The organism is Salinivibrio sp. YCSC6 (assembly GCF_004916735.1).
GTDB lineage: Bacteria > Pseudomonadota > Gammaproteobacteria > Enterobacterales > Vibrionaceae > Salinivibrio > Salinivibrio proteolyticus.
Window position 1 is genome coordinate 626,563 of sequence record NZ_CP039516.1, and the last position, 23,802, is coordinate 650,364.

23 protein-coding genes are annotated in these 23,802 nt (G+C 51.5%); 21 read left to right on the forward strand and 2 right to left on the reverse strand.

The features are described from left to right. Positions 1-21 precede the first annotated feature (21 nt). From E8E00_RS02720 to der, 17 genes are all read left to right on the forward strand, one after another. Positions 22-1,236, forward strand: coding sequence for an IscS subfamily cysteine desulfurase (locus tag E8E00_RS02720; RefSeq protein WP_069590640.1), 1,215 nt, complete (start codon positions 22-24; stop codon positions 1,234-1,236). 54 nt (positions 1,237-1,290) lie between these two features. After that, the gene (gene iscU / locus E8E00_RS02725; RefSeq protein ID WP_069590641.1) at positions 1,291-1,674 is read left to right on the forward strand and encodes a Fe-S cluster assembly scaffold IscU; all 384 of its coding nucleotides are present in this window, start codon (positions 1,291-1,293) and stop codon (positions 1,672-1,674) included. Positions 1,675-1,695: 21 nt separating this feature from the next. Continuing rightward, the gene (gene iscA, locus E8E00_RS02730) at positions 1,696-2,019 is read left to right on the forward strand and encodes an iron-sulfur cluster assembly protein IscA (RefSeq protein WP_069590643.1); all 324 of its coding nucleotides are present in this window, start codon (positions 1,696-1,698) and stop codon (positions 2,017-2,019) included. Between the two features lie 13 nt (positions 2,020-2,032). Continuing rightward, entirely contained in the window at positions 2,033-2,545 is a 513-nt protein-coding gene (hscB, locus tag E8E00_RS02735) for a co-chaperone HscB (protein WP_069590645.1), read from the forward strand. A 47-nt stretch (positions 2,546-2,592) separates the two neighbouring features. Next, positions 2,593-4,443 carry a Fe-S protein assembly chaperone HscA gene (gene hscA, locus E8E00_RS02740; RefSeq protein ID WP_069590647.1) on the forward strand — a complete coding sequence of 617 codons (1,851 nt, stop codon included), beginning with the start codon at positions 2,593-2,595 and terminating at the stop codon, positions 4,441-4,443. Between the two features lie 2 nt (positions 4,444-4,445). Next, positions 4,446-4,784 carry an ISC system 2Fe-2S type ferredoxin gene (gene fdx / locus E8E00_RS02745; protein ID WP_069590648.1) on the forward strand — a complete coding sequence of 113 codons (339 nt, stop codon included), beginning with the start codon at positions 4,446-4,448 and terminating at the stop codon, positions 4,782-4,784. A gap of 34 nt (positions 4,785-4,818) precedes the next feature. After that, complete coding sequence (gene iscX, locus E8E00_RS02750) at positions 4,819-5,013, forward strand: Fe-S cluster assembly protein IscX (RefSeq protein ID WP_175418670.1); 195 nt, start codon at positions 4,819-4,821, stop codon at positions 5,011-5,013. Positions 5,014-5,218: 205 nt separating this feature from the next. Beyond that, complete coding sequence (pepB, locus tag E8E00_RS02755) at positions 5,219-6,514, forward strand: aminopeptidase PepB (protein WP_069590652.1); 1,296 nt, start codon at positions 5,219-5,221, stop codon at positions 6,512-6,514. 154 nt (positions 6,515-6,668) lie between these two features. Next, entirely contained in the window at positions 6,669-7,097 is a 429-nt protein-coding gene (ndk, locus tag E8E00_RS02760; protein WP_096629654.1) for a nucleoside-diphosphate kinase, read from the forward strand. Positions 7,098-7,333: 236 nt separating this feature from the next. Next, positions 7,334-8,455 carry a bifunctional tRNA (adenosine(37)-C2)-methyltransferase TrmG/ribosomal RNA large subunit methyltransferase RlmN gene (locus E8E00_RS02765; RefSeq protein ID WP_069590656.1) on the forward strand — a complete coding sequence of 374 codons (1,122 nt, stop codon included), beginning with the start codon at positions 7,334-7,336 and terminating at the stop codon, positions 8,453-8,455. A 29-nt stretch (positions 8,456-8,484) separates the two neighbouring features. Beyond that, positions 8,485-9,240 carry a type IV pilus biogenesis/stability protein PilW gene (pilW, locus tag E8E00_RS02770; protein ID WP_096629651.1) on the forward strand — a complete coding sequence of 252 codons (756 nt, stop codon included), beginning with the start codon at positions 8,485-8,487 and terminating at the stop codon, positions 9,238-9,240. After that, the gene (gene rodZ / locus E8E00_RS02775) at positions 9,230-10,204 is read left to right on the forward strand and encodes a cytoskeleton protein RodZ (RefSeq protein WP_096629648.1); all 975 of its coding nucleotides are present in this window, start codon (positions 9,230-9,232) and stop codon (positions 10,202-10,204) included. Before pilW ends, rodZ begins: the two co-directional genes overlap by 11 nt. Before the next feature lie 15 nt (positions 10,205-10,219). Then, positions 10,220-11,353 carry a flavodoxin-dependent (E)-4-hydroxy-3-methylbut-2-enyl-diphosphate synthase gene (gene ispG, locus E8E00_RS02780; RefSeq protein WP_069590662.1) on the forward strand — a complete coding sequence of 378 codons (1,134 nt, stop codon included), beginning with the start codon at positions 10,220-10,222 and terminating at the stop codon, positions 11,351-11,353. A 47-nt stretch (positions 11,354-11,400) separates the two neighbouring features. After that, positions 11,401-12,669: a histidine--tRNA ligase gene (gene hisS / locus E8E00_RS02785; protein WP_069590664.1), complete on the forward strand. Its 1,269-nt coding sequence runs from the start codon at positions 11,401-11,403 to the stop codon at positions 12,667-12,669. A gap of 12 nt (positions 12,670-12,681) precedes the next feature. Continuing rightward, positions 12,682-13,284 carry a tetratricopeptide repeat protein gene (locus tag E8E00_RS02790; RefSeq protein WP_077456458.1) on the forward strand — a complete coding sequence of 201 codons (603 nt, stop codon included), beginning with the start codon at positions 12,682-12,684 and terminating at the stop codon, positions 13,282-13,284. Positions 13,285-13,293: 9 nt separating this feature from the next. After that, entirely contained in the window at positions 13,294-14,451 is a 1,158-nt protein-coding gene (gene bamB, locus E8E00_RS02795) for an outer membrane protein assembly factor BamB (RefSeq protein WP_096629645.1), read from the forward strand. 91 nt (positions 14,452-14,542) lie between these two features. Next, complete coding sequence (gene der / locus E8E00_RS02800; protein WP_069590670.1) at positions 14,543-16,036, forward strand: ribosome biogenesis GTPase Der; 1,494 nt, start codon at positions 14,543-14,545, stop codon at positions 16,034-16,036. A 401-nt stretch (positions 16,037-16,437) separates the two neighbouring features. On the opposite strand, the gene xseA is transcribed toward der, so the two are convergent. Next, positions 16,438-17,802, reverse strand: coding sequence for an exodeoxyribonuclease VII large subunit (gene xseA, locus E8E00_RS02805; RefSeq protein WP_240531907.1), 1,365 nt, complete (start codon positions 17,800-17,802; stop codon positions 16,438-16,440). A gap of 247 nt (positions 17,803-18,049) precedes the next feature. On the opposite strand from xseA, the gene guaB reads away from it, so the two are divergent. The 4 genes from guaB to tadA all read left to right on the forward strand — a co-directional run bounded on the left by guaB (position 18,050) and on the right by tadA (position 23,637). Beyond that, positions 18,050-19,513 (forward strand): IMP dehydrogenase, encoded by a 1,464-nt coding sequence (guaB, locus tag E8E00_RS02810; RefSeq protein ID WP_069590671.1) that lies wholly within the window; start codon positions 18,050-18,052, stop codon positions 19,511-19,513. 95 nt (positions 19,514-19,608) lie between these two features. Beyond that, a complete protein-coding gene (gene guaA, locus E8E00_RS02815; RefSeq protein WP_069590677.1) occupies positions 19,609-21,186 on the forward strand; it encodes a glutamine-hydrolyzing GMP synthase in 1,578 nt (525 codons plus the stop codon). Positions 21,187-21,523: 337 nt separating this feature from the next. After that, positions 21,524-23,020, forward strand: coding sequence for an AbgT family transporter (locus tag E8E00_RS02820; RefSeq protein WP_096631492.1), 1,497 nt, complete (start codon positions 21,524-21,526; stop codon positions 23,018-23,020). 98 nt (positions 23,021-23,118) lie between these two features. Further along, positions 23,119-23,637, forward strand: a complete 519-nt coding sequence (tadA, locus tag E8E00_RS02825; protein ID WP_096629638.1) for a tRNA adenosine(34) deaminase TadA — start codon at positions 23,119-23,121, stop codon at positions 23,635-23,637. Here the strand turns inward: tadA and E8E00_RS17120 are convergent. Beyond that, the gene (locus E8E00_RS17120) at positions 23,634-23,795 is read right to left on the reverse strand and encodes a hypothetical protein (protein ID WP_167314748.1); all 162 of its coding nucleotides are present in this window, start codon (positions 23,793-23,795) and stop codon (positions 23,634-23,636) included. The genes tadA and E8E00_RS17120 overlap by 4 nt on opposite strands. Positions 23,796-23,802 lie beyond the last annotated feature (7 nt).

The following is a 23,802-nucleotide window of genomic DNA, read 5'->3' on the forward strand; positions in this document are numbered from 1 at the left end:
TCGGTGTAATTGGAGAAAAACATGAAATTGCCCATTTATTTTGATTACTCAGCCACGTGTCCGGTTGACCCGCGTGTGGCTGAAAAAATGAGTCAGTACCTGACTATGGACGGGTTCTTTGGTAACCCGGCCTCTCGCTCGCACCGTTTTGGCTGGCAGGCAGAAGAAGCGGTGGATACCGCTCGTGAGCACATCGCGAACTACTGTAATGCTGATCCTCGTGAAATCGTCTTTACCTCTGGTGCGACCGAGTCTGACAACTTGGCAATTAAAGGCATCGCTCACTTCTACGCGAAGAAAGGCAAGCACGTCATTACTTGTAAAACCGAGCATAAAGCGGTGTTGGACCCATGCCGTCAACTCGAGCGTGAAGGTTTTGAAGTTACCTACCTTGAGCCAGAAGAAAATGGCTTGGTAGACATGAAAAAGCTCGAAGCAGCGATGCGTGACGACACAATCTTGGTGTCTATCATGCACGTGAACAACGAGATCGGTGTGATTCAAGATATCGCGGCCATTGGCGAACTGTGCCGTGAGCGTAAGATCATGTTCCATGTCGATGCGGCGCAATCTGTCGGTAAACTGCCTATCGATGTGCAAGAAATGAAAGTGGACCTGATTTCATTCAGCGCCCACAAAGCCTACGGACCTAAAGGTATCGGGGCGCTGTATGTTCGCCGTAAACCTCGCGTGCGTATCGAAGCGCAAATGCACGGTGGTGGCCACGAACGCGGTATGCGTTCAGGTACACTCCCTACCCACCAAATCGTGGGCATGGGTGAAGCGTTCCGTATTGCTAAAGAAGAGCGTGAAAAAGATTATCAACACGCACTGGCATTGCGTAACCGCTTCTACGAAGGCGTTAAAGATCTGGAAGAAGTCTACGTCAACGGTGATATGGAACAGCGTGTTCCACACAACCTAAACGTAAGCTTTGCGTTTGTTGAAGGCGAATCTTTGCTGATGGCATTGAAAGACCTTGCCGTTTCTTCAGGCTCAGCCTGTACGTCAGCAAGCCTTGAGCCTTCTTACGTATTGCGTGCACTGGGACGTGACGATGAGCTTGCACACAGCTCACTGCGTTTCTCATTTGGCCGCTTCACCACTGAGGAAGAAGTGGACTACGCGGTTGAAAAAGTCCGCGAAGCGGTTAACAAACTGCGTGAAATGTCTCCATTGTGGGATATGTACAAAGACGGTATCGACCTAAGTACCGTTGAATGGGCGCACCACTAATTCAAAAAACGCGCCAGCTGGCAACAGTGAGCAATCATATTTGAGGAAACGATTATGGCTTACAGCGATAAAGTAATTGACCACTACGAAAACCCACGTAACGTCGGTGCGTTTGAAAAAGATGATCCGTCTGTCGGTAGCGGCATGGTGGGTGCGCCGGCTTGTGGTGACGTTATGAAGCTACAAATCAAGGTGAACGACCAAGGCATCATCGAAGACGCCAAATTTAAAACCTACGGCTGTGGGTCAGCGATTGCATCAAGCTCGCTGGTGACTGAGTGGGTAAAAGGCCGCTCAATTGATGATGCCGCCGCGATCAAAAACTCAGAGATCGCCGAAGAGCTAGAACTTCCGCCGGTAAAAGTGCACTGCTCTATCTTGGCAGAAGACGCTATCAAAGCGGCAGTGAGTGATTACAAGAAAAAACACCAGCAGTAAAACCAAGGGGTTGTTGTAACTATGGCGATTACCATGACACAAGCGGCATCTGATCGCGTCAGAGCTTTTTTGGATAACCGAGGCAAAGGCATCGGCCTGCGACTGGGTGTCAGAACGTCAGGTTGCTCAGGCATGGCTTATGTCCTTGAGTTTGCTGATGAGCTGCAAGAAGGCGATCAGGTGTTCGAACGTGACGGTGTAAAGGTGATTGTCGACAGCAAAAGCCTGCTTTATCTCGAAGGGACAGAGCTGGACTTTGTGAAAGAAGGCCTAAATGAGGGCTTTCAGTTCAACAACCCTAACGTGAGCAGCGAGTGTGGTTGTGGCGAAAGCTTTAACGTGTAATTCGTGAGAGCACATGAATCATTTTGAACTCTTCGAGCTACCGTACCAGTTTGAGCTGGACGGTAGCTCGCTTTCTTCCACATTCCGGGAACTGCAACGTCAGTACCACCCCGACAATGTGGCCAGCCAAGACGATAAGACTCGTCTTCAGGCGGTACAGAAAGCATCCCAAATAAACGATGCGTTCCAGACCTTAAAAGATCCGGTGAGTCGCGCAGAATACATGCTGCTCCTGCAAGGCATTGACTTGAAAGACGAGCAACAGACCATGCAGGATCCGGAGTTTTTAATGCAGCAAATGATGCTGCGCGAAGAACTTGAGTCAATCACCGACAGTCATGACGACGCGGCATTGTTTGATTTTGGTGAGAAAGCCCAAGCGCTTTATGACAGCTTGATCGCGGATGTTAAAACCGCGCTAGCACAATCGCAGTGGCAAGATGCTGCGGTGATCGTTCGTAAGCTCAAGTTTGCGGTCAAACTTCGTCAAGAAGTGGAACGCGTTGAAGATCAGCTCATGGGCTGATGTTGCACTTATTCGCCTGTCAACGCAGTAAAGTTTAAGGATTCGACATGGCACTGTTACAGATTTCAGAACCCGGTCAAAGTGCTGCGCCGCACGAGCACAAACACGCGGTGGGCATTGATTTAGGGACCACCAACACCTTGGTAGCGTCGGTGCGAAGTGGCAAGGCGACCACCTTGAACGACCATCAAGACCGACCTTTGATCCCCTCCGTCGTCCACTACGGTGAAGAGACTGTTTCTGTCGGTTATGATGCGCTAGACAAAGTGCAGACAGACAGCGCGAACACCTTGGTGTCCGTGAAACGTATGATGGGACGCTCATTGGAAGATGTCCAAGCCCGCTACCCTAATTTGCCTTATCAGTTTTCTAAAACCGAAAACGGTCTTCCACAAGTCGAGACACGTCGAGGGGCGATTAACCCAGTTCAAGGTTCGGCCGATATTTTACGTGCCGTGCGTGAGCGCGCAGAGGACAGCCTAGGCGACGCCTTAGAAGGCGTGGTCATTACGGTGCCTGCTTACTTTGACGATGCGCAGCGCGCAGGGACCAAAGATGCGGCCAAACTTGCAGGCCTTAATGTCTTGCGCCTGCTTAATGAGCCAACTGCGGCGGCGATTGCCTACGGCCTCGACTCTGGTCAAGAAGGCGTGATTGCCGTGTACGACCTTGGCGGCGGTACCTTTGATATTTCTATTTTGCGCCTTTCGAAAGGAGTGTTTGAGGTCATGGCCACGGGCGGTGACTCGGCACTGGGTGGCGACGATTTTGACCACTTGGTTGAACAGTGGATCTGCGAGCAAGCCGGATTTGAAACCCTGAGTGGTGATGAGCGTCGTACGGTGCTTCACGCGGCGACACAAGCCAAAATTGCGCTATCGTCGGCGGATACCACGGCCATTGATGTGCTTGGTTGGCAGGGCGTGCTGACGCGAGAAACCTTCGATCAGCTGGTGGCGCCACTGATCAAGAAAACCTTGATGTCGTGCCGTCGTGCACTGAAAGATGCCAGTGTCAGTGCTGATGAAGTGCTGGAAGTGGTTATGGTGGGCGGTTCAACCCGTGTGCCTGCGGTTCGTGAGCAGGTTGGCCAATTCTTCGGTCGTGAGCCCCTCACCAGCATTGACCCAGATAAAGTGGTTGCCATGGGCGCGGCCACTCAAGCGGATATTCTAGTCGGCAACAAGCCAGACTCTGACATGTTGTTGTTGGACGTGATCCCCTTGTCACTCGGTATTGAGACCATGGGTGGCTTGGTGGAAAAAATCATTCCACGTAATACCACGATTCCTGTCGCCAAAGCGCAAGAGTTTACGACCTTCAAAGACGGCCAAACCGGCATGAAAGTGCATGTGGTACAAGGCGAGCGTGAGATGGTCGACGACTGTCGCTCACTGGCCCAGTTTAGCCTGAAAGGCATTCCACCCATGACGGCTGGCGCCGCACATGTGCGCGTTACCTATCAAGTGGATGCTGACGGCTTGCTGTCTGTCACCGCGATGGAAAAATCGACCGAGGTTGAAGCGTCCATCCAAGTGAAGCCGTCTTACGGGCTCAGCGATGACGAGATCGCTACGATGATCAAATCATCGTTTACCCATGCGGCAGAAGACAAAGACGCGCGCTACTTAGCGGAGCAGCGTGTTGAAGCTGACCGCGTGATTGAAGGGCTGCTTGTTGCGATGCAACAAGATGGCGATACCTTGCTTGATGCCGATGAGCAACAAGCACTGGTGAATGAAATAGAAAAACTGATCGCTCTGCGCAACGGTGATGATGGCGCTGCGATAGAAGCCGGAATCAAAGCGCTGGATAAAGCAAGCCAGACCTTTGCGGCACGTCGCATGGACCAATCGATTCGTCATGCGTTGGCCGGCCAATCCATTGATGAGGTGTAATCATGCCTAAGATTATTGTTCTGCCACACCAAGATTTGTGTCCAGAAGGCGCAGAATTAGAGGCCAAAGAAGGTGAAACGGTTCTCGACGTGGCGCTAAAAAACGGTATTGGGATCGAACATGCCTGTGAAAAGTCCTGTGCCTGTACCACATGTCACATCATTGTTCGTGAGGGCTTCGACTCTCTCGACGAAAGTGACGAGCTAGAAGACGATATGCTGGATAAAGCGTGGGGGCTGGAGCCTGAATCGCGTCTCGGCTGTCAGGCAAAAATCACGGATGAAGATCTCGTGGTCGAGATCCCACGTTATACCCTCAACCATGCGGCAGAAAACCATTAATCCAAGCCGCTAAGGACGGAGAAGCAAGATGAGCTTGAAATGGACAGACTCACGCGATATCGCGATTGAACTGAGTGATACCTACCCAGATGTAGACCCTAAAGCGGTACGTTTTACGGATTTGCACCGTTGGATCACTGAGTTAGAGGATTTTGATGACGATCCGGAACGTTCCAATGAGCGTATCCTAGAAGCGATCATCATGTGTTGGATGGATGAGCTAGACTGAGGGTTAACTCTCGTGAGTGGCTGATAATACTTGTATTTTAGCCACTGCCTCGGCACAGTATCTGTGGCCAAATACCTAACACATTATTAAAAGCGGGCCAATCGGCTCGCTTTTTTACATTCAACTGGCTGTCATCGACCTCGATTAAGATAGCCGGATGACGCTGCGCAGCAAAAAGCAGCGCGATAGTACAAGGAGTGCAACTATGTCTGAAACATTAATGGTTACTTTGTCGCATGAACCGGCAGCCGCGCATTGGGGCGAGAACGCCTTGGTCTCATTTGAGGCGGATAAAGCGGTTGTACACGCGCCAAAAGGCGAGACGCAACGCGATAGAGTACAGCAAGCCGCTCGCAAGCTTGAAGGGCAAGGCGTACCCGCATTAACGCTTGGTGGTGACCAGTGGGACTTGGAACTGGCGTGGGCGTTCTATCAAGGTTTGCGCGCCCCGAAAAATACCGTCGCATTTGAACAGGCGGTCCTCAGTGGCGCCGATGCCGATGAGTTCGCCCTGCGCCAGCAAGTGGGCGATTGGGTGCGCGACATTATCAACCAAACTGCCGAAGAAGTGGGCCCTCATCAACTGGCTGCCCGCGCGGGGGAGTTTGTCAAATCCATGGCCCCGGAGGCGGTCAGTTATAAAATTATTTCTGGCACCGATTTGCTTGAGCAAGGCTGGAACGGCATTTACACCGTTGGACGTGGTTCGGCGCGTAAACCGACCATGCTGCAGCTTGACTTCAACCCAACTGGTGATGAATCTGCCCCTGTCTATGCGTGTTTAGTGGGGAAAGGGATCACCTTCGACTCGGGCGGTTACAGCATTAAGCCGTCTGACTTTATGGCGTCGATGAAAGCCGATATGGGTGGGGCTGCCACCGCGACCGGCGCATTAGCGATGGCGATTGCTAAAGGGCTGAATAAGCGCGTCAAACTGATCCTATGCTGCGCAGAAAACATGATCTCAAGCAGCGCCTATAAGCTTGGGGATATCATTACCTACAAAAACGGTGTGACGGTCGAAGTGCTCAACACTGATGCGGAAGGCCGATTAGTCTTAGCTGATGGTCTGATGTACGCCAGTGAACACAAGCCTGAACTCTTGATTGATTGTGCGACCCTAACCGGTGCAGCGAAAGCCGCGCTGGGTAATGACTATCACGCTTTATTCAGTTTTGACGACTCACTGGCGCATCGCACTCTTGAGGCGGCGCAGCAAGAAGGTGAAGGCATGTGGCCGCTGCCACTGGCAGAATTCCACCGGAAACTCTTGCCTTCATCGTTCGCGGACATTGCCAATGCGTCTTCCGGTGCATACATGCCAGGCGCGAGCACCGCGGCTGCGTTCTTGTCCTACTTCGTGGATGATTATCAAAAAGGTTGGATGCACGTTGATTGCTCCGGCACCTACCGTAAAGCTGCGAATGACAAATGGGCGGTGGGCGCGACCGGTATGGGTGTGAAAACCCTCGCTCGTGTGTTGTTGGATGAGGCAAAATAATCGCGCATTGACTGAAAACAGGCGAAGTATGTCACTGATTTTTTGTGCCAGTTAACGCTTCGCCTGATTAGGCTTAGGGCGCACGGATAAAGTCTGCTAGGGTAGGCCCGTATCGTCCCTTGAGGCCCATTATAGAGAGTGAAAGGAAAAGCGAATGACCATTGAACGCACTTTTTCTATCGTCAAGCCTGATGCCGTAGAGCGTAACCTCATTGGTGCTATCTATCAGCGTATCGAAAGTGCTGGTTTGCGTATTGTCGCAGCGAAAATGCTGCATCTGACCAAGGAGCAAGCAGAAGGGTTTTATGCCGAACACCAAGGCAAACCGTTCTTTGCGTCACTGGTTGAGTTTATGACCTCGGGTCCCATTATGGTCCAAGTGCTAGAAGGTGAGAGCGCGATTAGCCGTTATCGCGAGCTAATGGGGAAAACTAACCCAGAAGAAGCGGCTTGTGGCACCTTGCGCGCCGATTTTGCAGAAAGCATGCAATACAACTCAGTGCATGGCTCGGATAGCCCCGCGTCTGCTGAGCGTGAAATTGCTTACTTCTTCCCGGCCGATGAGATCCATCCTCGTTGCTAATCCCGCTTTTAGCGCACGAGTGTTTTAAAAAGAGGCGTTGGCCTCTTTTTTTACGTCTTAAGTGCAAATAACCCTGCTTGCTGAGAGTGGAAACTGTGATCTAAAGCCTGTACAATTTCGCGCCTTGAGCGCGCACGCCAGCCCCTTGTTAGCATAACAGGGCGGACAAGCAGCGTGACGCAATGGCGAATATACTTGTCTTTACCACACAGCTAGTTCTTACGAGGCAACCCCCAATGACAACAGAGAAAGTTAATCTGCTTGATTTTGACAGGCAGGCACTCCGTGCATATTTTGCTGACGAGCTCGGCGAAAAGGCATTCCGTGCTGACCAAGTCATGAAGTGGATCTATCACTTCGGTTGCGACGACTTCGATGAGATGAACAACATCAACAAGAAGTTGCGTGAGAAACTCAAGCGTGTGGCAGAGATCCGCGCACCAGAAGTGGCATCGGCCCAGTATTCAAAAGATGGCACCATTAAATGGGCCATGCGTGTGGCTGGCCAAGATGTTGAAACCGTTTATATCCCAGAAGATGATCGGGCTACCTTGTGTGTGTCTTCGCAGGTTGGTTGTGCGTTGGACTGTAAATTCTGCTCGACCGGTGCCCAAGGCTTTAACCGCAACTTGCGCGTGTCTGAGATCATCGGTCAGGTATGGCGTGCGTCGAAAGAAATCGGGATTGAAAAAGAAACCGGTCGCCGTCCGATTACCAACGTGGTGATGATGGGCATGGGCGAGCCGTTACTGAACATGAAAAACCTGATCCCAGCGTTGAACCTGATGCTAGATGATAACGCCTACGGCCTATCGAAGCGTCGCGTGACGGTCTCAACCTCAGGGGTTGTGTCAGGTCTTGAGCAAATGATCGGTAAAATCGACGTGGCGTTGGCGATTTCTCTGCATGCGCCGAATGATGAACTTCGCAGCCAGATCATGCCAATCAATGACCGCTGGGACATTGAGGCATTCCTTGATGCCGTGCGCCGTTATATTGCGACATCGAATGCGAACCGTGGTCGTGTCACGGTTGAGTATATTTTGCTCGATCATGTCAATGATTATATGGAGCATGCGCGTCAGCTCGCAGAGCTACTGAAAGATACGCCAGCGAAGATTAACCTTATTCCATTTAACCCGTATCCTGAGTCTCCGTACAAGAAACCGAGTAATTCTCGTATCGATAGGTTTATGAAAACCTTGATGGAATACGACTTTACCGTGACGGTACGCAAGACGCGTGGAGATGATATTGATGCCGCTTGTGGGCAATTAGCCGGCGATATCATTGATCGAACCAAACGCGCCGAGAAGCGACTGGGTGCACAGGAGGTTATCCCTGTTCGTCCAGTCTGACCGTTAGGCTCAGAAAAAAGGATAGGGACATGCACCGTACTGGCTGTGTACTCTTACTCATCATGACGTTGGCTGGATGTGCCACGCCAGTAGAAAAGCAAAAAAGTTCAGAATTTGATAGTATTCGGGCAGCGGATGCCCGAATATCACTGGGATTAGGCTACCTAAACAGTGATCGCTATCAACAAGCGCAGCAAAACTTACAACAAGCGCTACGATATGCGCCAGACTACTATCGTGCCTTGCTGTCAATGGCGTATTATCAACAACGTGTCGGTGAAAGTGAAAAAGCCGACCGTTTTTATCAACAAGCATTGCGCCAGGCGCCCGATAATGGCGACGTATATAACAATTATGGTGTATTTTTGTGTGAGCAGCAGCGTTTTGCTGCGGCGAAGCAAGCATTTTTGCAAGCCATTGCGCAACCGTATTATCATCGGGTGTCAGACAGTTATGAAAATGCCGCCTTTTGTCAGCTAACGGCTGGGGAAAGGCAAAGTGCAAAAGCCTTGTTTGAAAAAGCCGTCGATCATGACCCACTTCGAGTACGGTCAGGATTGCAACTTGCCAAACTTGAAATCGAAGATGGGCAAGAGACGCGTGCTATCGCACGTATTCAACGTCTGCAAAGACAGGTCGGCGAGCGCCCTGCGGGGCTACTGCTTTTAGTGAAGGCACATCAACAACAAGGCAACGCGGAGCAAGCTGCCCATGATGCACAACGATTGGCGCAACAGTTTCCAGAATCCAAAGAATATCAATTGTACCTAGCGAATGAATACTGAACAGACGGAAGAACAAGCGCAAACGCATACTCAACCTGCGCCCGGGGAAGTATTAAAGCAAGCGCGTGAAAAAATGGGCTGGAGTGTTCGCGATGTTGCCGACAGGCTGAGATTGCGCGTGAGCGTGATTGAAGATCTCGAAAACAACAATCCAGATACCGATCAATTGGCCACGTTTACACGTGGCTATTTGCGATCCTACGCCAAACTGATGCAAATTGACGCCGATAGCCTGATTGGTACCAGCGATATGGAAGCCAGCAGTGCTGAAACGGTGCAAAAAATGCAGAGCTTTTCACGCAAAACACGTCGTCAGAAAAGCGAGAGCCGTTTGATGATGCTCTCAGGAGTGATTGCGCTGATCTTGGTTGGGATCACGGGTGCTTGGTACTGGCAAAATCAACAAACCGTTGAACCGTTAGTGCCACAGCAAGCAGCGGACGAGTTGGTGACCACGCCGAATGACACCGATACCATGCCGGTGGCTGAGCCAATTCCAGAAGCCGCGCCGCAAGAAACACAAAGCGATGAGCCTGCACAAGCACCTATCTCGGACGCTGAACCAGAGCCGTCGGTACCAGCCTCTAGCGAAGGACAACAAGCGACACAAGCCGTGGCGCCAGAGTCAACGACCAGCGAACCGAGCATCAGCGAACAAATCGATGAAGCCCAACGCGTTGCCAATGACAGTGTCGGCAACGACAACGAAGCGCCGGTCGCTGCGGACAACACATTGGTCATGCGCTTTAGCAGCGATTGCTGGATTGACGTCCGTGATGCCACCGGTGCGCGCTTGGCCACGGGCATTAAAACCAACGGCGATGCACTGACTTTAAACGGTGAGCCGCCTTATCAACTGGTATTGGGCGCCCCGAGTGCGGTGACCATTACTTTTAATGGCGATAATATTGATCTTGATGGCTATCCAACCGGCCAAGTGGCACGGTTGCGCCTTCCGCAGTAATCAGAGAACGTCGACATGCATACCGAATCCCCGATTAAACGCCGTCCGTCTAAACGTATTTACGTCGGTAATGTTCCCATTGGTGATGGTGCGCCGATAGCGGTGCAATCGATGACCAATACACGCACCACAGATGTAGATGCCACAGTAGCGCAAATTAAAGCGCTAGAAAAAGTGGGCGCCGACATTGTACGTGTCTCGGTACCGACGATGGATGCGGCTGAAGCCTTTAAATTGATCAAGGCGCAAACCTCGATTCCGTTGGTCGCGGATATCCACTTTGACTACCGTATTGCCTTAAAAGTCGCAGAATACGGTGTGGATTGCTTGCGCATCAATCCCGGTAATATAGGCCGTGAAGAACGCATTCGTGCCGTGGTGGATGCTGCGCGAGATAAGAATATCCCGATCCGTATTGGCGTGAATGGCGGCTCACTGGAGCGTGATTTACAAGAAAAATATGGCGAACCGACCCCAGACGCGCTAGTTGAGTCAGCGATGCGCCATGTCGATATCCTGGATCGGCTCAACTTTGATCAATTTAAAGTCAGCGTGAAAGCCTCAGACGTATTCTTGGCCGTCGAGTCATATCGAAAATTGGCGCAGCAAATCGATCAACCGCTGCACCTTGGCATTACCGAAGCAGGTGGCGCCCGTGCGGGTGCGGTTAAATCTGCGGTGGGCCTAGGGATGCTATTAGCGGAAGGCATTGGTGATACCTTGCGTGTATCCCTTGCCGCTGATCCGGTAGAAGAAATCAAAGTCGGTTTTGATATTTTAAAATCACTGCGGATCCGTTCACGCGGGGTGAACTTTATTGCCTGTCCAAGCTGTTCGCGTCAAGAATTTGATGTGATAGGAACCGTGAATGCGCTCGAGCAGCGCCTTGAAGACATCACCACGCCGATGGATGTTTCTGTGATTGGCTGTGTGGTGAATGGACCCGGTGAAGCCGAAGTCTCTCACCTAGGCTTGGCGGGTGGCAACAAACGCAGCGCCTATTACCTCGATGGCAAGCGTCAGAAAGAGCGTTTTGATAACGAGAACCTTGTCGACGCACTTGAGGCAAAAATTCGCGCGAAAGCGGCGATGATGGATGAAAAGAACCGCATCGACGTCTCACAAATTGAAAAGGAAGGCGAAGCCTAACGGCCGCCTTCTCCATTCTCACTCTTTAATCGGTAACGGAAGTTAACGTGGCTAAAACAATTCAAGCAATTCGAGGCATGAACGATTGCCTCCCGTCTCAGTCTCCCCTATGGCAAAAACTAGAGAACACGGTCAAGCAGGTGGTCAGCGCTTACGGGTATAGCGAAGTACGCATGCCTATCGTGGAAGCAACCCATCTTTTTAGCCGCGCCATTGGTGAAGTCACCGACGTTGTCGAAAAAGAAATGTACACCTTTGATGATCGCAATGGTGACAGCCTCACACTGCGTCCTGAAGGGACAGCGGGTTGTGTGCGTGCCGGTATTGAAAATGGCTTGCTTTATAACCAAGAACATCGCCTTTGGTACACCGGCCCAATGTTCCGTCACGAGCGTCCACAAAAAGGCCGCTATCGTCAATTCCACCAATTTGGTGTGGAAGTGTTTGGCATCGATGGCCCAGACGTCGACGCTGAACTGATCATGATGACGGCGCGTCTCTGGCGTGAGCTAGGCATTGCCGATCACGTCCGTTTAGAGCTTAATTCAATTGGCTCGCCACAAGCGCGTGCTGACTATCGCCAAGCCTTGGTGGATTTTTTGATGCAGCATGAATCTGTTTTGGATGAAGACAGCAAACGCCGCATGAAAACCAACCCATTACGTGTGTTGGATACCAAAAATGCTGACATCCAAGCCATTCTGGTGGATGCTCCTAAGCTGAGCGACTACCTCGATGAGGAATCGAAGCAGCATTTTGCCGGCTTGTGTGAACTCTTGGACGCAGCAGGCATCCAATACGAGGTTAACCACCGTTTGGTCCGTGGCCTTGATTACTACAACCGCACCGTGTTCGAGTGGATCACAGACAGCCTTGGCGCCCAAGGTACAGTATGTGGTGGCGGTCGCTATGATGGTCTGGTTGAACAACTCGGCGGTAAAGCGACCCCAGCCGTTGGATTCGCGATGGGCCTCGAGCGTCTCGTTCTGATGCTCGAAACCCTGAACCAAGATGATGTGCGTCCTGCAGTGGATGTGTATGTTGTCACGGTTGGAGAAGGTAGCCTCGTTGCCGGTATGCAGCTGGCTGAGCGCTTACGTGAGCAAGTCCCGGGCCTACGTGTTATGTCGCACTTTGGCGGGGGTAACTTCAAAAAACAATTTAAACGTGCGGACAAAGTCGGTGCGTCTGTGGCACTGGTGCTTGGCGAAGATGAAGTCGCGAATGGCACCGTGGCAGTAAAAGATTTGAAAGGCGGCGAGCAGCAAACCTTGAAACAAGACGAGGTCGCCGCGACACTCGCAGATTTGATTTAGAGAGGACAGATCGTGGACGTCTACACCACAGAAGAACAGCAAGTTGAAGCGATTAAAAAGTGGTGGCGAGATAACGGCAAAGCCGTTGTTATTGGCGCTGTAGTCGGATTGGGTGTGCTATATGGATGGCGTTACTACCAAGCACACGTGACTGAGAGCAAGGAACAAGCCTCACAGCAATATGTTCAAGCGCTTAGTGGTCTGGACAAAGGCGAAACCGCCGCCCTTGAGAACGTGGTTAAAAGCGAAGACCACGAAGGCTATCGTGCGTTAGCTGCCATGCAATTGGCGAAAAAACTGGTTGAACAAGGGGAGCTTGCGCAAGCGAGCGAACAGCTTCGTCAAGCCAGTGCTTGGGTTAAAGACGATGCCATTCATGGATTAATTGCCACTCGTCTTGCGCGGATTGAGGCGGAGTTAGGTAATTATGACACCGCAGTGACTGAGCTCGATAGCGTGAAGGCACCAAGCTGGCACGCGAAAGTGGAAGAGATCCGTGGTGATATCATGCTGCTTAAAGGCGACAAAGATGCGGCACGTAGCGCCTATGCGGCGTCACTTGCAGCGGCAGAGAACCCAACCGTCAATATGAAGCTTAACAACCTCAGTCAGTAAGGTCGCGGTATGACAAAAGGATTATGGCGTGGGGCGGCGATGGCAGCTGCCTTGGCGTTGCTCGCCGGTTGTGCCGGTGAAGAAGATGTGGTGCAAATGGCACCATTGCCGACGGTGAATAGCCAATTTACCCCAAGCTTGCAATGGAAAGCACAAGTCGGTGATGGCGTCGGTCATTATTACTCTGCACTGCGTCCGGTCGTGGCTTATGACAAAGTCTTTGCCGCAGATCGTAACGGCCTTATCGGCGCGTATGATTTACAGACCGGTCAGTCGGTATGGGAACAATCAGTGCAAACCGATGTACCTGCGTTGCTCTCGGGCGGTTTGAGTGCGTCTTACGGGAAAGTCTATGTCGGTGCGGAAACTGGGGTGCTCTATGCACTGGATGCCGAAAACGGTGAGCTCGTTTGGCAACAAAACGTCAACGGCGAAATCCTGTCAAAACCCTTGGTTGAAGCTGGACTGGTCGTGGTCAATACCAGCCGCGGTGAGCTAGTTGCGTTGGACGCCGAATCGGGTGAAGTGCAATGGAACAACACCAACGATGTGCCCAATCTCAGCTTGCGTGGCGACAGTGCGCCAGTCACTATCTCCGGCGGTTTATTCTGGGGCATGGCCAATGGTCGACTGGGCGCGGCGATGATCCAAGATGGTCGCTCGCTCTGGCAAATTCCAATTTCCACGCCGAAAGGGGCGACCGAAATTGATCGTCTGGTCGATGTGGATGCCACTCCGGTGATTGAAGGCGACCGCCTGTACGCGGTGGGGTATAATGGTCAGTTGGTGTCGATTGATTTGCGCTCTGGCCAAGCGGCGTGGAAGCGTGATTTTTCGACAGCGACAGACTTTATGGTTGCGGGCAACACCGTTTATCTGATTGATGATAAAGACGATATCGTGGCATTGGATGCGCGCAACGGCCTAGAAAAATGGCGTAACACTGAACTGGAATACCGGATTCTCACGCCACCTTCGGCGAGCAGTGGTTACATCATGGTGGGTGACAGCCAAGGTTATTTGCACTGGCTTGATCCACAAACCGGTGAGTTTGTTGCTCAGCAGTCACTGGAAGGCAATGGCATCGCCGTTGCGCCAGTACAAACGGATAACGGCTATATTGTGATCACACGTGATGGTCAAATGAGAAAACTGACCATCGAGTAGAATTAGCCAACATAACTATTTTGGGCTCCTGACTGCTCTGACAGTGAGGAGCCTTGTTCATTGATAAGAGAATGAAAGAGAAGAGGTCTACATGATTCCTGTTATTGCCCTTGTAGGGCGCCCGAACGTGGGGAAATCGACGCTCTTTAATCGTCTAACCCGCACGCGTGATGCGCTAGTAGCGGACTTTCCGGGACTGACCAGGGATCGAAAATACGGTAAAGCGATGCTGGGTGAACATGAGTTCATCGTGATCGATACCGGCGGTATTGATGGCACCGAGGAAGGCGTAGAAACCAAAATGGCCGAGCAGTCTTTGGCCGCCATTGAAGAAGCAGACGTTGTCCTGTTTATGGTGGATGGTCGTGTGGGTTTAACCCCGGCCGACCAAGAGATTGCACAGCATATTCGCACCCGAGAAAAAACATCTTTCTTGGTGGTGAATAAGGTCGACGGGATGGATCCGGACACCGCCGCGTCTGACTTTTGGCAATTAGGCATGGACAACATGTACCAAATTGCGGCCGCACATGGTCGCGGTGTAAGTACCTTGATCAATCGTGCGCTGATGCCGTTCGCGGAACAAGCTAAAGAAGATCAAGAAGCTGGCTTGGTTGATCTCACCGGTGAGGATGATATCGAGCCGGTAGACGAAACCACCATGACCGAAGAGGAAGCGGAAAACGAGTACGCCCGCCTTCAAGCCCAGCCGATTAAAATCGGCATTATTGGCCGTCCAAATGTGGGTAAATCGACCCTAACCAACCGCATGCTCGGCGAGGAGCGCGTAGTGGTTTACGATATGCCGGGCACCACACGCGACTCTATCTACATTCCTATGGAGCGTGATGGACGCGAATACGTGATGATTGACACCGCCGGTGTACGACGTCGTAAGCGCGTGACGGATAAAGTCGAGAAGTTCTCGGTCATCCAAACCCTTAAAGCGATTGAAGACGCCAATGTGGTGTTGCTGGTGATTGATGCGCGCGAAAACATCTCTGACCAAGACTTAAGCCTACTGGGCTTTGCCTTGAATGCCGGACGCTCTATTGTGCTGGCAGTTAACAAGTGGGATGGATTGGATAGCGAAGTGAAAGAGCGCGTCAAATCAGAGCTCGACCGCCGTCTTGGTTTTGTCGACTTTGCGCGTGTTCACTTTATATCTGCCCTGCATGGTACGGGTGTGGGTCACTTGTTTGAGTCAATTCAAGAAGCCTATGAGTCAGCGACTAAGCGTGTAGGCACATCGATGCTGACGCGCATCATGAAGATGGCGCAGGACGACCACCAACCGCCGATGATTCGAGGTCGCCGAGTGAAGCTGAAATATGCACACGCCGGGGGCTATAACCCACCGATTGTGGTGATTCACGGTAACTTGGTCAATGAACTTCCGGACTCCTACAAGCGCTATTTAATGAACTACTATCGCCGGACGCTCGATATTATGGGCACCCCGATTAAGATCCAGTTCCAGAATAGTGAAAACCCGTATGAAGGGAAGAAAGAGAAGCTGACGCTTTCTCAGTCCAGACAGCGCAAGCGCTTGATGGATATGGTGAAAAACCGAAACAAAAAATAATGACTCGCCCAGCCATCGCGCTGGGCTTTTTTGATCTTCTTTGTCGCTCTATGATCCTTTTCATGATCTTTTGCGGAAATAAAGTGATCTAAATCACATTAAAATGCAGGTTACAGTCAGTGAAACGATCCGCTGTCATACCGCGCTAGTCGGGTTTTTGAGCGGTGAGAATTCAACCATCACCTGACGCTATTCTCTTTTCATTAATTCTGGATCACGTCCAAAATAGATGCCTAGATAGTTTTTTATATCGCTTAAAATCCAAATGCAGAACATGTAACTTATGCTTTCGGGAAGTGTATTGATAAATATTCTTTTTAGGGTAGGAAGCTGATCAAGGGGCATTAACCCCTCGATCAGGCGATCACAATCAGATCAGAAAGAAGTCGGTTGCGCAGAGGTTAATCCTGCGTGGGGGAGACAGAAGCGGGTGCAAGCGCGGTGACCGTACTTGTGATGTCACCCTCACGCAGATGGGTATGTAGTGTTTGACCCACGCTAAGCTGATCGGTCTGGGTCACCACTTTGCCATCGTCCGTACGCGTGATGGAATAACCTCGGGTTAGGGTGGCCAGTGGGCTAACGGCATCTAAGGTTGCCATCAGGGTATGCAACCGCTGTTGTGCGTGCTGCAAGTGAGCGTCCATGGCGTGATTAAGACGCTGCTCAAGCTGGCTCACATGCCCTTGCTGGCGATGAATGGTGTGGATTGGCGTTGCACGCTGCAATCGGCCGTCCAACTGGTTACATTGCGCCTGAGCGCGACGAATTTTGGTCATCATCGCCTGTTGCATGCGCCGTTGTAGCTCATCCAATCGCTGGCTTTGCTGTTGTAAGCGCGTGCGCGGATGCTGGTGGGACAAACGGTGCGACAATTGGGTGAGATGGCGTTGTTGACGATAAAGCACATCGGCCATCGCGCGACTGAGTGCCTGCTCGCGTTGCTGGTATTGCTGAAGCCGATAACTCAGATCGCGGCTAACCAGCTCCGCAGCAGCTGAAGGGGTTGGGGCGCGCATGTCAGCGACAAAATCAGCAATGGTCACATCCACCTCGTGGCCCACCGCACTGACGATAGGAATTGTGCTGGCCGCGATAGTACGAGCGACGATTTCCTCATTAAAACACCAGAGATCTTCTAGCGACCCCCCGCCACGACCCACAATCAAAACATCGCACTCTGCACGGCTATTGGCACGACCAATGGCTTGCGCGATGCTGACCGCGGCATCGCGCCCTTGCACCAGCGTAGGATAAATAACAACGGGTAGGCTAGGATCGCGCCGTTTGAGCACATGCAGAATATCATGCAAGGCAGCGCCGGTTTTGGAGGTAATAATGCCAATACGGCGTGGTTGAGCGGGTAACGGCTTTTTCTCGCTTTGAGCAAAAAGTCCTTCGGCCGCAAGCGCTTGCTTACGTTGCTCAAACTCTTGTTGTAACCGCCCATCCCCTTCAGGTTGCATACTTTCGAGGATCAACTGATAGTCACCGCGTGGCTCATACAAGGACACTCGGGCGCGGACTAACACCTGGTCGCCATTTTTCGGTTTGAAGGTAACACGACGGTTGTTACCGCGGAACATGGCACATTTCACTTGGCTTTGGTTATCTTTTAGCGATAAATACCAATGCCCCGAGACTGCGGCGGTAAAATTGGAAATCTCCCCGCTTAACCAGACAATGCCGATATCGCGCTCAAGACACAGCCGAACTTCGGCATTCAGCCGAGACACCGTCAAAATGTTGCGATTGTTTGTGCTCACGTCGCCAACCTTTTTCATTCACCTGCACGCATACTACCTGTCTGGTTTGAGGATGCCAATTGCTAAGCGTATGCCGTGCGTGAGTGGGCGTTTTCACCCGAAGTGATTGAATATTAAGCGCCTAAAATCAAAGACACCAATAAATGAAAATTCTCAGTAAAAACCTGTAGCCAAACGTTTGCGCTATACGTATAATGCTGCGGCAATATTTTGTTCCCCTTCACAAATTTTGGTGTGAGATATTGCAATGCTGAGAATCGCGAAAGAAGCGCTAACCTTTGACGATGTACTCCTCGTCCCTGCCCATTCCACTGTTCTTCCGAACACTGCGGATCTGCGAACCCAACTGACTCGTTCTATTAGCCTGAACATCCCTGTTTTATCAGCAGCGATGGATACGGTGACAGAAGCCCGTCTGGCGATTGCACTTGCGCAAGAAGGTGGCCTTGGTTTTATCCACAAAAACATGACCATTGAACAGCAAGCTGAGCAAGTTCGCTTGGTTAAAATTTACGAAGCGGGCATGGTCACAAACCCTGTGACAGTGACGCCAGAAATGACCATTGCGGATGTGAAAGCACTCACCGAACGCAACGGTTTCGCCGGCTATCCAGTGGTTAACGCACAAAAAGAGCTTGTCGGCATTATCACCGGCCGTGATGTACGTTTTGTGTCTGACTTGAGCAAGCGTGTTGATGAAGTGATGACGCCGAAGTCGCGCTTAGCCACGGTGCAAGAAGGTGCCGATCGAGAACAAGTTCAGCAAATGATGCAGCAACACCGCGTGGAAAAAATCTTGGTCGTCAATCAAGACCACCACCTAAGCGGCATGATCACCGCAAAAGACTTCCAGAAAGCAGAAAGCAAACCAAACGCCTGTAAAGACGAGCAAGGCCGTCTGCGCGTGGGTGCCGCCGTCGGTGCTGGCGCGGGCAATGAAGAGCGTGTGGCCGCCTTGGTGGAAGCCGGTGTTGACGTTCTTTTGATTGACTCATCACATGGCCACTCTGAAGGCGTGTTACAACGCATTCGTGATACACGCGCCGCGTATCCAAACCTGCAAATCGTAGGGGGTAACGTTGCCACGGCAGACGGTGCTCGTGCCCTGATTGAAGCTGGTGTTGATGCCGTTAAAGTAGGGATTGGTCCAGGGTCGATTTGTACCACCCGTATTGTGACCGGGGTTGGCGTACCACAAATTACTGCTATCAGTGATGCAGCAGCGGTTGCGCAGGAATATGGTATTCCGGTCATTGCTGACGGTGGCATTCGCTTCTCGGGCGATATGTGTAAAGCGATTGCCGCTGGCGCATCCTGTGTGATGGTTGGCTCCATGCTGGCAGGAACGGAAGAATCACCGGGTGAAGTTGAGCTTTACCAAGGCCGCGCGTACAAATCGTACCGTGGTATGGGATCGGTGGGCGCGATGTCAAAAGGCTCATCTGACCGTTACTTCCAAAGCGACAATGCTGCCGACAAATTGGTCCCAGAAGGCATTGAAGGCCGTGTAGACTACAAAGGCATGATGAAAGAAATCATCCACCAACAAATGGGCGGTTTGCGTTCATGCATGGGTCTGACTGGCTCTGCCACCATCAACGATTTACGCACCAAAGCGCAATTTGTTCGCGTGACTGGCGCGGGCATGAAAGAGTCACACGCTCACGATGTGACCATCACCAAAGAAGCGCCTAACTATCGCCTCGGATAATGTATGGCGGTGTGGCTTAAGGGTCACACCGCTTTCTATTCGTCCAAGAGGGCTGACAACGCCCCTTTGTTCCACTTAATTGAGAAAGCCAGATAATGACCAAAAACATTCATGCTCAACGTATTTTGATCCTCGACTTTGGCTCCCAGTACACGCAACTGATTGCACGTCGTGTCCGTGAAATCGGAGTGTATTGTGAGTTGTGGAGCTGGGATGTAGAAGAGCAAGATATTCGTGATTTTGCCCCTGATGGCATCATCCTTTCCGGTGGCCCTGAAAGTGTCGCTGAAGCTGGCTCACCGCGTGCGCCTGAGTATGTCTTTAATGCTGGCGTGCCGGTGCTTGGCGTATGCTACGGCATGCAAACCATGGCTGAGCAACTGGGCGGTAAAGTGGCCGGCTCTGAGCACCGCGAATTTGGTTATGCCCAAGTTAAGCGTGTTGCCAACAGTGCTTTGTTTGATGGTATTGAAGATGCGATCGCAGAAGATGGCACCGCGCTATTGGATGTGTGGATGAGCCACGGTGATAAAGTGGTCGCTATCCCAGAAGATTTCGTCAAAATCGCTGAAACCGACACCTGTCCGTTTGCGGCGATGGCTAATGAAGAGAAGCGTTTCTACGGCGTACAGTTCCACCCGGAAGTCACGCATACTCGCCAAGGCAAACGCATGCTAGAGCAGTTTGTGATGACCATCTGCGGTTGTGAGCGCCTATGGACTCCTGCATCTATCATCGAAGATGCGGTTGAGCGTATTCGCGAGCAAGTCGGTGATGATGAAGTGATCCTTGGCCTATCTGGTGGCGTTGATTCCTCAGTAGTGGCAATGCTGGTTCACCGCGCGATTGGCGACAAGCTCACGTGCGTATTTGTGGATAACGGCCTGCTACGCCTTAACGAAGGCGAGCAAGTACTGGAAATGTTTGGTGACCACTTCGGCCTCAACATTGTCCATGTCAACGCCGAAGACCGCTTCCTTGACGCGCTGAAAGGCGAAGCTGACCCTGAAGCTAAGCGTAAAATCATTGGCCGCGTGTTTGTTGAAGTATTCGACGAGCAAGCCACCAAAATGAAAAACGCCAAATGGTTGGCGCAAGGCACCATCTATCCGGATGTGATTGAATCAGCAGCCTCGAAAACCGGTAAAGCACACGTGATTAAATCGCACCACAATGTGGGCGGTCTTCCGGAAGAAATGAAAATGGGCTTAGTTGAACCGCTCAAAGAGCTGTTCAAAGACGAAGTCCGTAAGATTGGCCTTGAGCTAGGCCTGCCTTACAACATGCTTTACCGCCACCCATTCCCAGGGCCTGGCCTTGGTGTGCGTGTGCTGGGCGAGATCCAAAAAGAATACTGTGACCTTTTACGTCGCGCGGATGCAATCTTTATCGAAGAACTGCGCAACGCCGATCTGTACGACAAAGTCTCACAAGCCTTTGCCGTTTTCTTACCGGTACGTTCCGTTGGCGTGATGGGCGATGGCCGCAAATACGATTGGATCATTGCCTTGCGTGCTGTCGAAACCATCGACTTTATGACCGCGCACTGGGCACACCTGCCATACGATTTCCTTGGCAAAGTGTCGAACCGCATTATCAACGAAGTCGACGGCATCTCCCGCGTGGTTTACGACGTCTCCGGCAAACCGCCAGCGACGATTGAGTGGGAATGATCGTTTGAGAAAGTAAAACGCCAGATTAACGACATAAAGCCCATGCCTAGCGTGGGCTTTTTTGTTTCTAAATGTTTCAGGGTTATCCCGTCATTGCGGTTTTTTGTGCTGAAAAGCAAATATATCTGATGGTTAACATTTTGCTAACAGGGTGTTGTGTAGCTAACTATGCTGATTTTTGCTTTACTGGGGCCGATATTTCATTAATTTGTCATTAAAGGCAGCGTCAGGGCATGTGCTGTGGCGACATTGAAACAATATGGAGTGAGCTGTGAGCAGTCAACTTAGTCAGTCAGCGGATGCTGACGGCCCGCGAGGGTTAGACCGGTTTTTAAATATGATTGAGCGGGCAGGAAACCGTATTCCTGATCCGGCACTGTTGTTTTTCTGGGGCTTGATTATCGTTTGGGTATTGTCGGCCATTTTATCGCAAGTAGAGTTCGATGCCGTTCACCCGCTGACGGGGAATGCGGTGCAAGTGAACAACCTACTCACCGGCGATGCGCTCGCACACTTTCTAGCCAACATGGTTAGCACTTTTACTGGTTTTGCGCCGCTGGGCATTGTTTTGGTTGCGATGCTAGGGGTGGGAGTGGCTGATCAGTCAGGCTTTATCACCACCGGTCTGAAGAAAATGTTGAGTGTGACGCCGAAGCAAGCGCTTACACCAATGCTGATTTTGGTAGCGATTGTATCCCACACTGCCGCAGATGCAGGCTATGTGCTGGTGATCCCACTAGGCGGGATTATCTTCCATGCGGCGGGACGCCACCCATTGGCGGGGATTGCCGCCGCGTTTGCCGGTGTCTCGGGGGGATTTTCAGCGAACTTTATTCCGTCTGGCATTGATCCTTTACTCGCTGGATTTACCGAATCAGCCGCTCACGTATTGGATGATACCTATCAGGTGAATCCACTCGCAAACCTCTACTTTACTGGCCTGTCATCGATTTTGATTGTGGCATTAGGCTGGTTTGTGACTGAGAAAATCATTGAACCGCGCCTTAGCCGCACGCCGATTGATGAGGATGCTGAAGACGCTCCTGACCTTGGTTCATTCACGGCGATTGAAGGTAAAGCGTTTAACCGCGCAGGCTTGGCCATGTTGGTGGGAATTGCTGCGCTTGTTGCTGCTGCTTGGCCGGAAACATCGCCACTTCGCTCTCCGTCAGGGGAACTGACCGCATTTGATGCGCCGATTATGCAATCAATCGTACCGCTGATTTTCGTGCTCTTTATTATTCCGGGCATTGTCTACGGCAAAACCGCAGGTACCTTTAAAACCAGCCAAGACGTAATCAAATCCATGTCGGATACCATGGCGACTATGGGTGCGTACATGGTGATGGCGTTCTTCTGTGCGCAATTTTTGGCTGCATTTACCCAATCCAACATTGGTACTTTGTTAGCACTCAACGGCGCTGAGTTGCTGCAATCGATGAAATTGCCGGGTGAAATGACGATTGTGGGTATGATCCTGCTCACCGCCATGGTCAACTTACTGATCGGGTCGGCATCGGCAAAATGGGGACTGATTGGTCCGATTCTCGTACCAATGCTGATGGTTGTCGGCATTTCGCCTGAGCTATCACAAGCGGCGTATCGTGTGGGTGACTCTGTCTCTAACATTATTTCGCCATTGATGGTTTTCTTCCCGCTAGTGGTGGTGTATTGCCAGCGCTATGTGAAATCGACCGGGATTGGCACTGTGGCGTCGTTAATGATCCCATATTCCATCACCATGCTGGTGGGCTGGACGCTTTTCCTTCTGGCTTATTGGGCGGTTGGGTTGCCGTTGGGCATTCAAGCAAGCTATCAATACTTGGTTCAATAACGCGTTCCGACGTGACGACAGACAAGCCGGCCTTCGAGCCGGCTTATTTGTGTCGTATACTTGGCGCCATCTCAATGGGTGAAGTTACAGGGTTTTGAATGAGCGAGTTGCAAACGCCATCAAACGAGCACGAAAAATACATGCGCCACGCCATGACGCTGGCGGAAAAAGCCGAGCAAGAGGGTGAGGTGCCGGTCGGGGCTGTGGTGGTGTACCAAGGGGAGATTATCGGGACCGGATGGAACCGTTCAATTACCCAACATGATGCTTCTGCGCATGCGGAAATCATGGCATTGCGCCAAGCAGGTCAAGTGCTGGGGAACTATCGCCTGATTGATGCTGACTTGTATGTCACTTTAGAGCCTTGTCCAATGTGCGCTGCGGCTATGGTACATAGCCGTATTCGCAACGTGTATTTTGGCGCCTCCGACCCTAAAACCGGTGCGGCAGGATCGGTGATGAACTTGCTCAGTTACGAGGGCGTGAATCATCACGTGGCATCGCAAGGGGGGCTGCTTGAGGATGCTTGCCGCGAGCAGCTTCAAGCGTTTTTTCGTCGTCGCCGAGCCGAAAAAAAAGCCGCTAAAAAAGCGGCTCGAGAGCAGGGAGAGGGTTAAAACGCATCGTCAAAGGCGGCGAACTCGCGGATGGCAAACGTACGTTGTCGCCAAAGCACTTTCTTGTGCATATTTTGACGCATGCGCTTACGCCGGTTAGCGGCGGAAATCGTGTTTTTACGGAAGTTACTTCTCACGAGCCGTTTTCTCGGAACCATACTGCCC

What these genes read in the sequence shown, in the direction of transcription:
- E8E00_RS02720 (WP_069590640.1), top strand. Translation starts at nt 22, where the DNA reads ATGAAATTGCCCATTTATTTTGATTACTCAGCCACGTGTCCGGTTGAC.
- iscU (WP_069590641.1), top strand. Translation starts at nt 1,291, where the DNA reads ATGGCTTACAGCGATAAAGTAATTGACCACTACGAAAACCCACGTAAC.
- iscA (WP_069590643.1), top strand. Translation starts at nt 1,696, where the DNA reads ATGGCGATTACCATGACACAAGCGGCATCTGATCGCGTCAGAGCTTTT.
- hscB (WP_069590645.1), top strand. Translation starts at nt 2,033, where the DNA reads ATGAATCATTTTGAACTCTTCGAGCTACCGTACCAGTTTGAGCTGGAC.
- hscA (WP_069590647.1), top strand. Translation starts at nt 2,593, where the DNA reads ATGGCACTGTTACAGATTTCAGAACCCGGTCAAAGTGCTGCGCCGCAC.
- fdx (WP_069590648.1), top strand. Translation starts at nt 4,446, where the DNA reads ATGCCTAAGATTATTGTTCTGCCACACCAAGATTTGTGTCCAGAAGGC.
- pepB (WP_069590652.1), top strand. Translation starts at nt 5,219, where the DNA reads ATGTCTGAAACATTAATGGTTACTTTGTCGCATGAACCGGCAGCCGCG.
- ndk (WP_096629654.1), top strand. Translation starts at nt 6,669, where the DNA reads ATGACCATTGAACGCACTTTTTCTATCGTCAAGCCTGATGCCGTAGAG.
- E8E00_RS02765 (WP_069590656.1), top strand. Translation starts at nt 7,334, where the DNA reads ATGACAACAGAGAAAGTTAATCTGCTTGATTTTGACAGGCAGGCACTC.
- pilW (WP_096629651.1), top strand. Translation starts at nt 8,485, where the DNA reads ATGCACCGTACTGGCTGTGTACTCTTACTCATCATGACGTTGGCTGGA.
- rodZ (WP_096629648.1), top strand. Translation starts at nt 9,230, where the DNA reads ATGAATACTGAACAGACGGAAGAACAAGCGCAAACGCATACTCAACCT.
- ispG (WP_069590662.1), top strand. Translation starts at nt 10,220, where the DNA reads ATGCATACCGAATCCCCGATTAAACGCCGTCCGTCTAAACGTATTTAC.
- bamB (WP_096629645.1), top strand. Translation starts at nt 13,294, where the DNA reads ATGACAAAAGGATTATGGCGTGGGGCGGCGATGGCAGCTGCCTTGGCG.
- der (WP_069590670.1), top strand. Translation starts at nt 14,543, where the DNA reads ATGATTCCTGTTATTGCCCTTGTAGGGCGCCCGAACGTGGGGAAATCG.
- guaB (WP_069590671.1), top strand. Translation starts at nt 18,050, where the DNA reads ATGCTGAGAATCGCGAAAGAAGCGCTAACCTTTGACGATGTACTCCTC.
- guaA (WP_069590677.1), top strand. Translation starts at nt 19,609, where the DNA reads ATGACCAAAAACATTCATGCTCAACGTATTTTGATCCTCGACTTTGGC.
- E8E00_RS02820 (WP_096631492.1), top strand. Translation starts at nt 21,524, where the DNA reads ATGATTGAGCGGGCAGGAAACCGTATTCCTGATCCGGCACTGTTGTTT.
- tadA (WP_096629638.1), top strand. Translation starts at nt 23,119, where the DNA reads ATGAGCGAGTTGCAAACGCCATCAAACGAGCACGAAAAATACATGCGC.
- E8E00_RS17120 (WP_167314748.1), bottom strand. Translation starts at nt 23,795, where the DNA reads ATGGTTCCGAGAAAACGGCTCGTGAGAAGTAACTTCCGTAAAAACACG.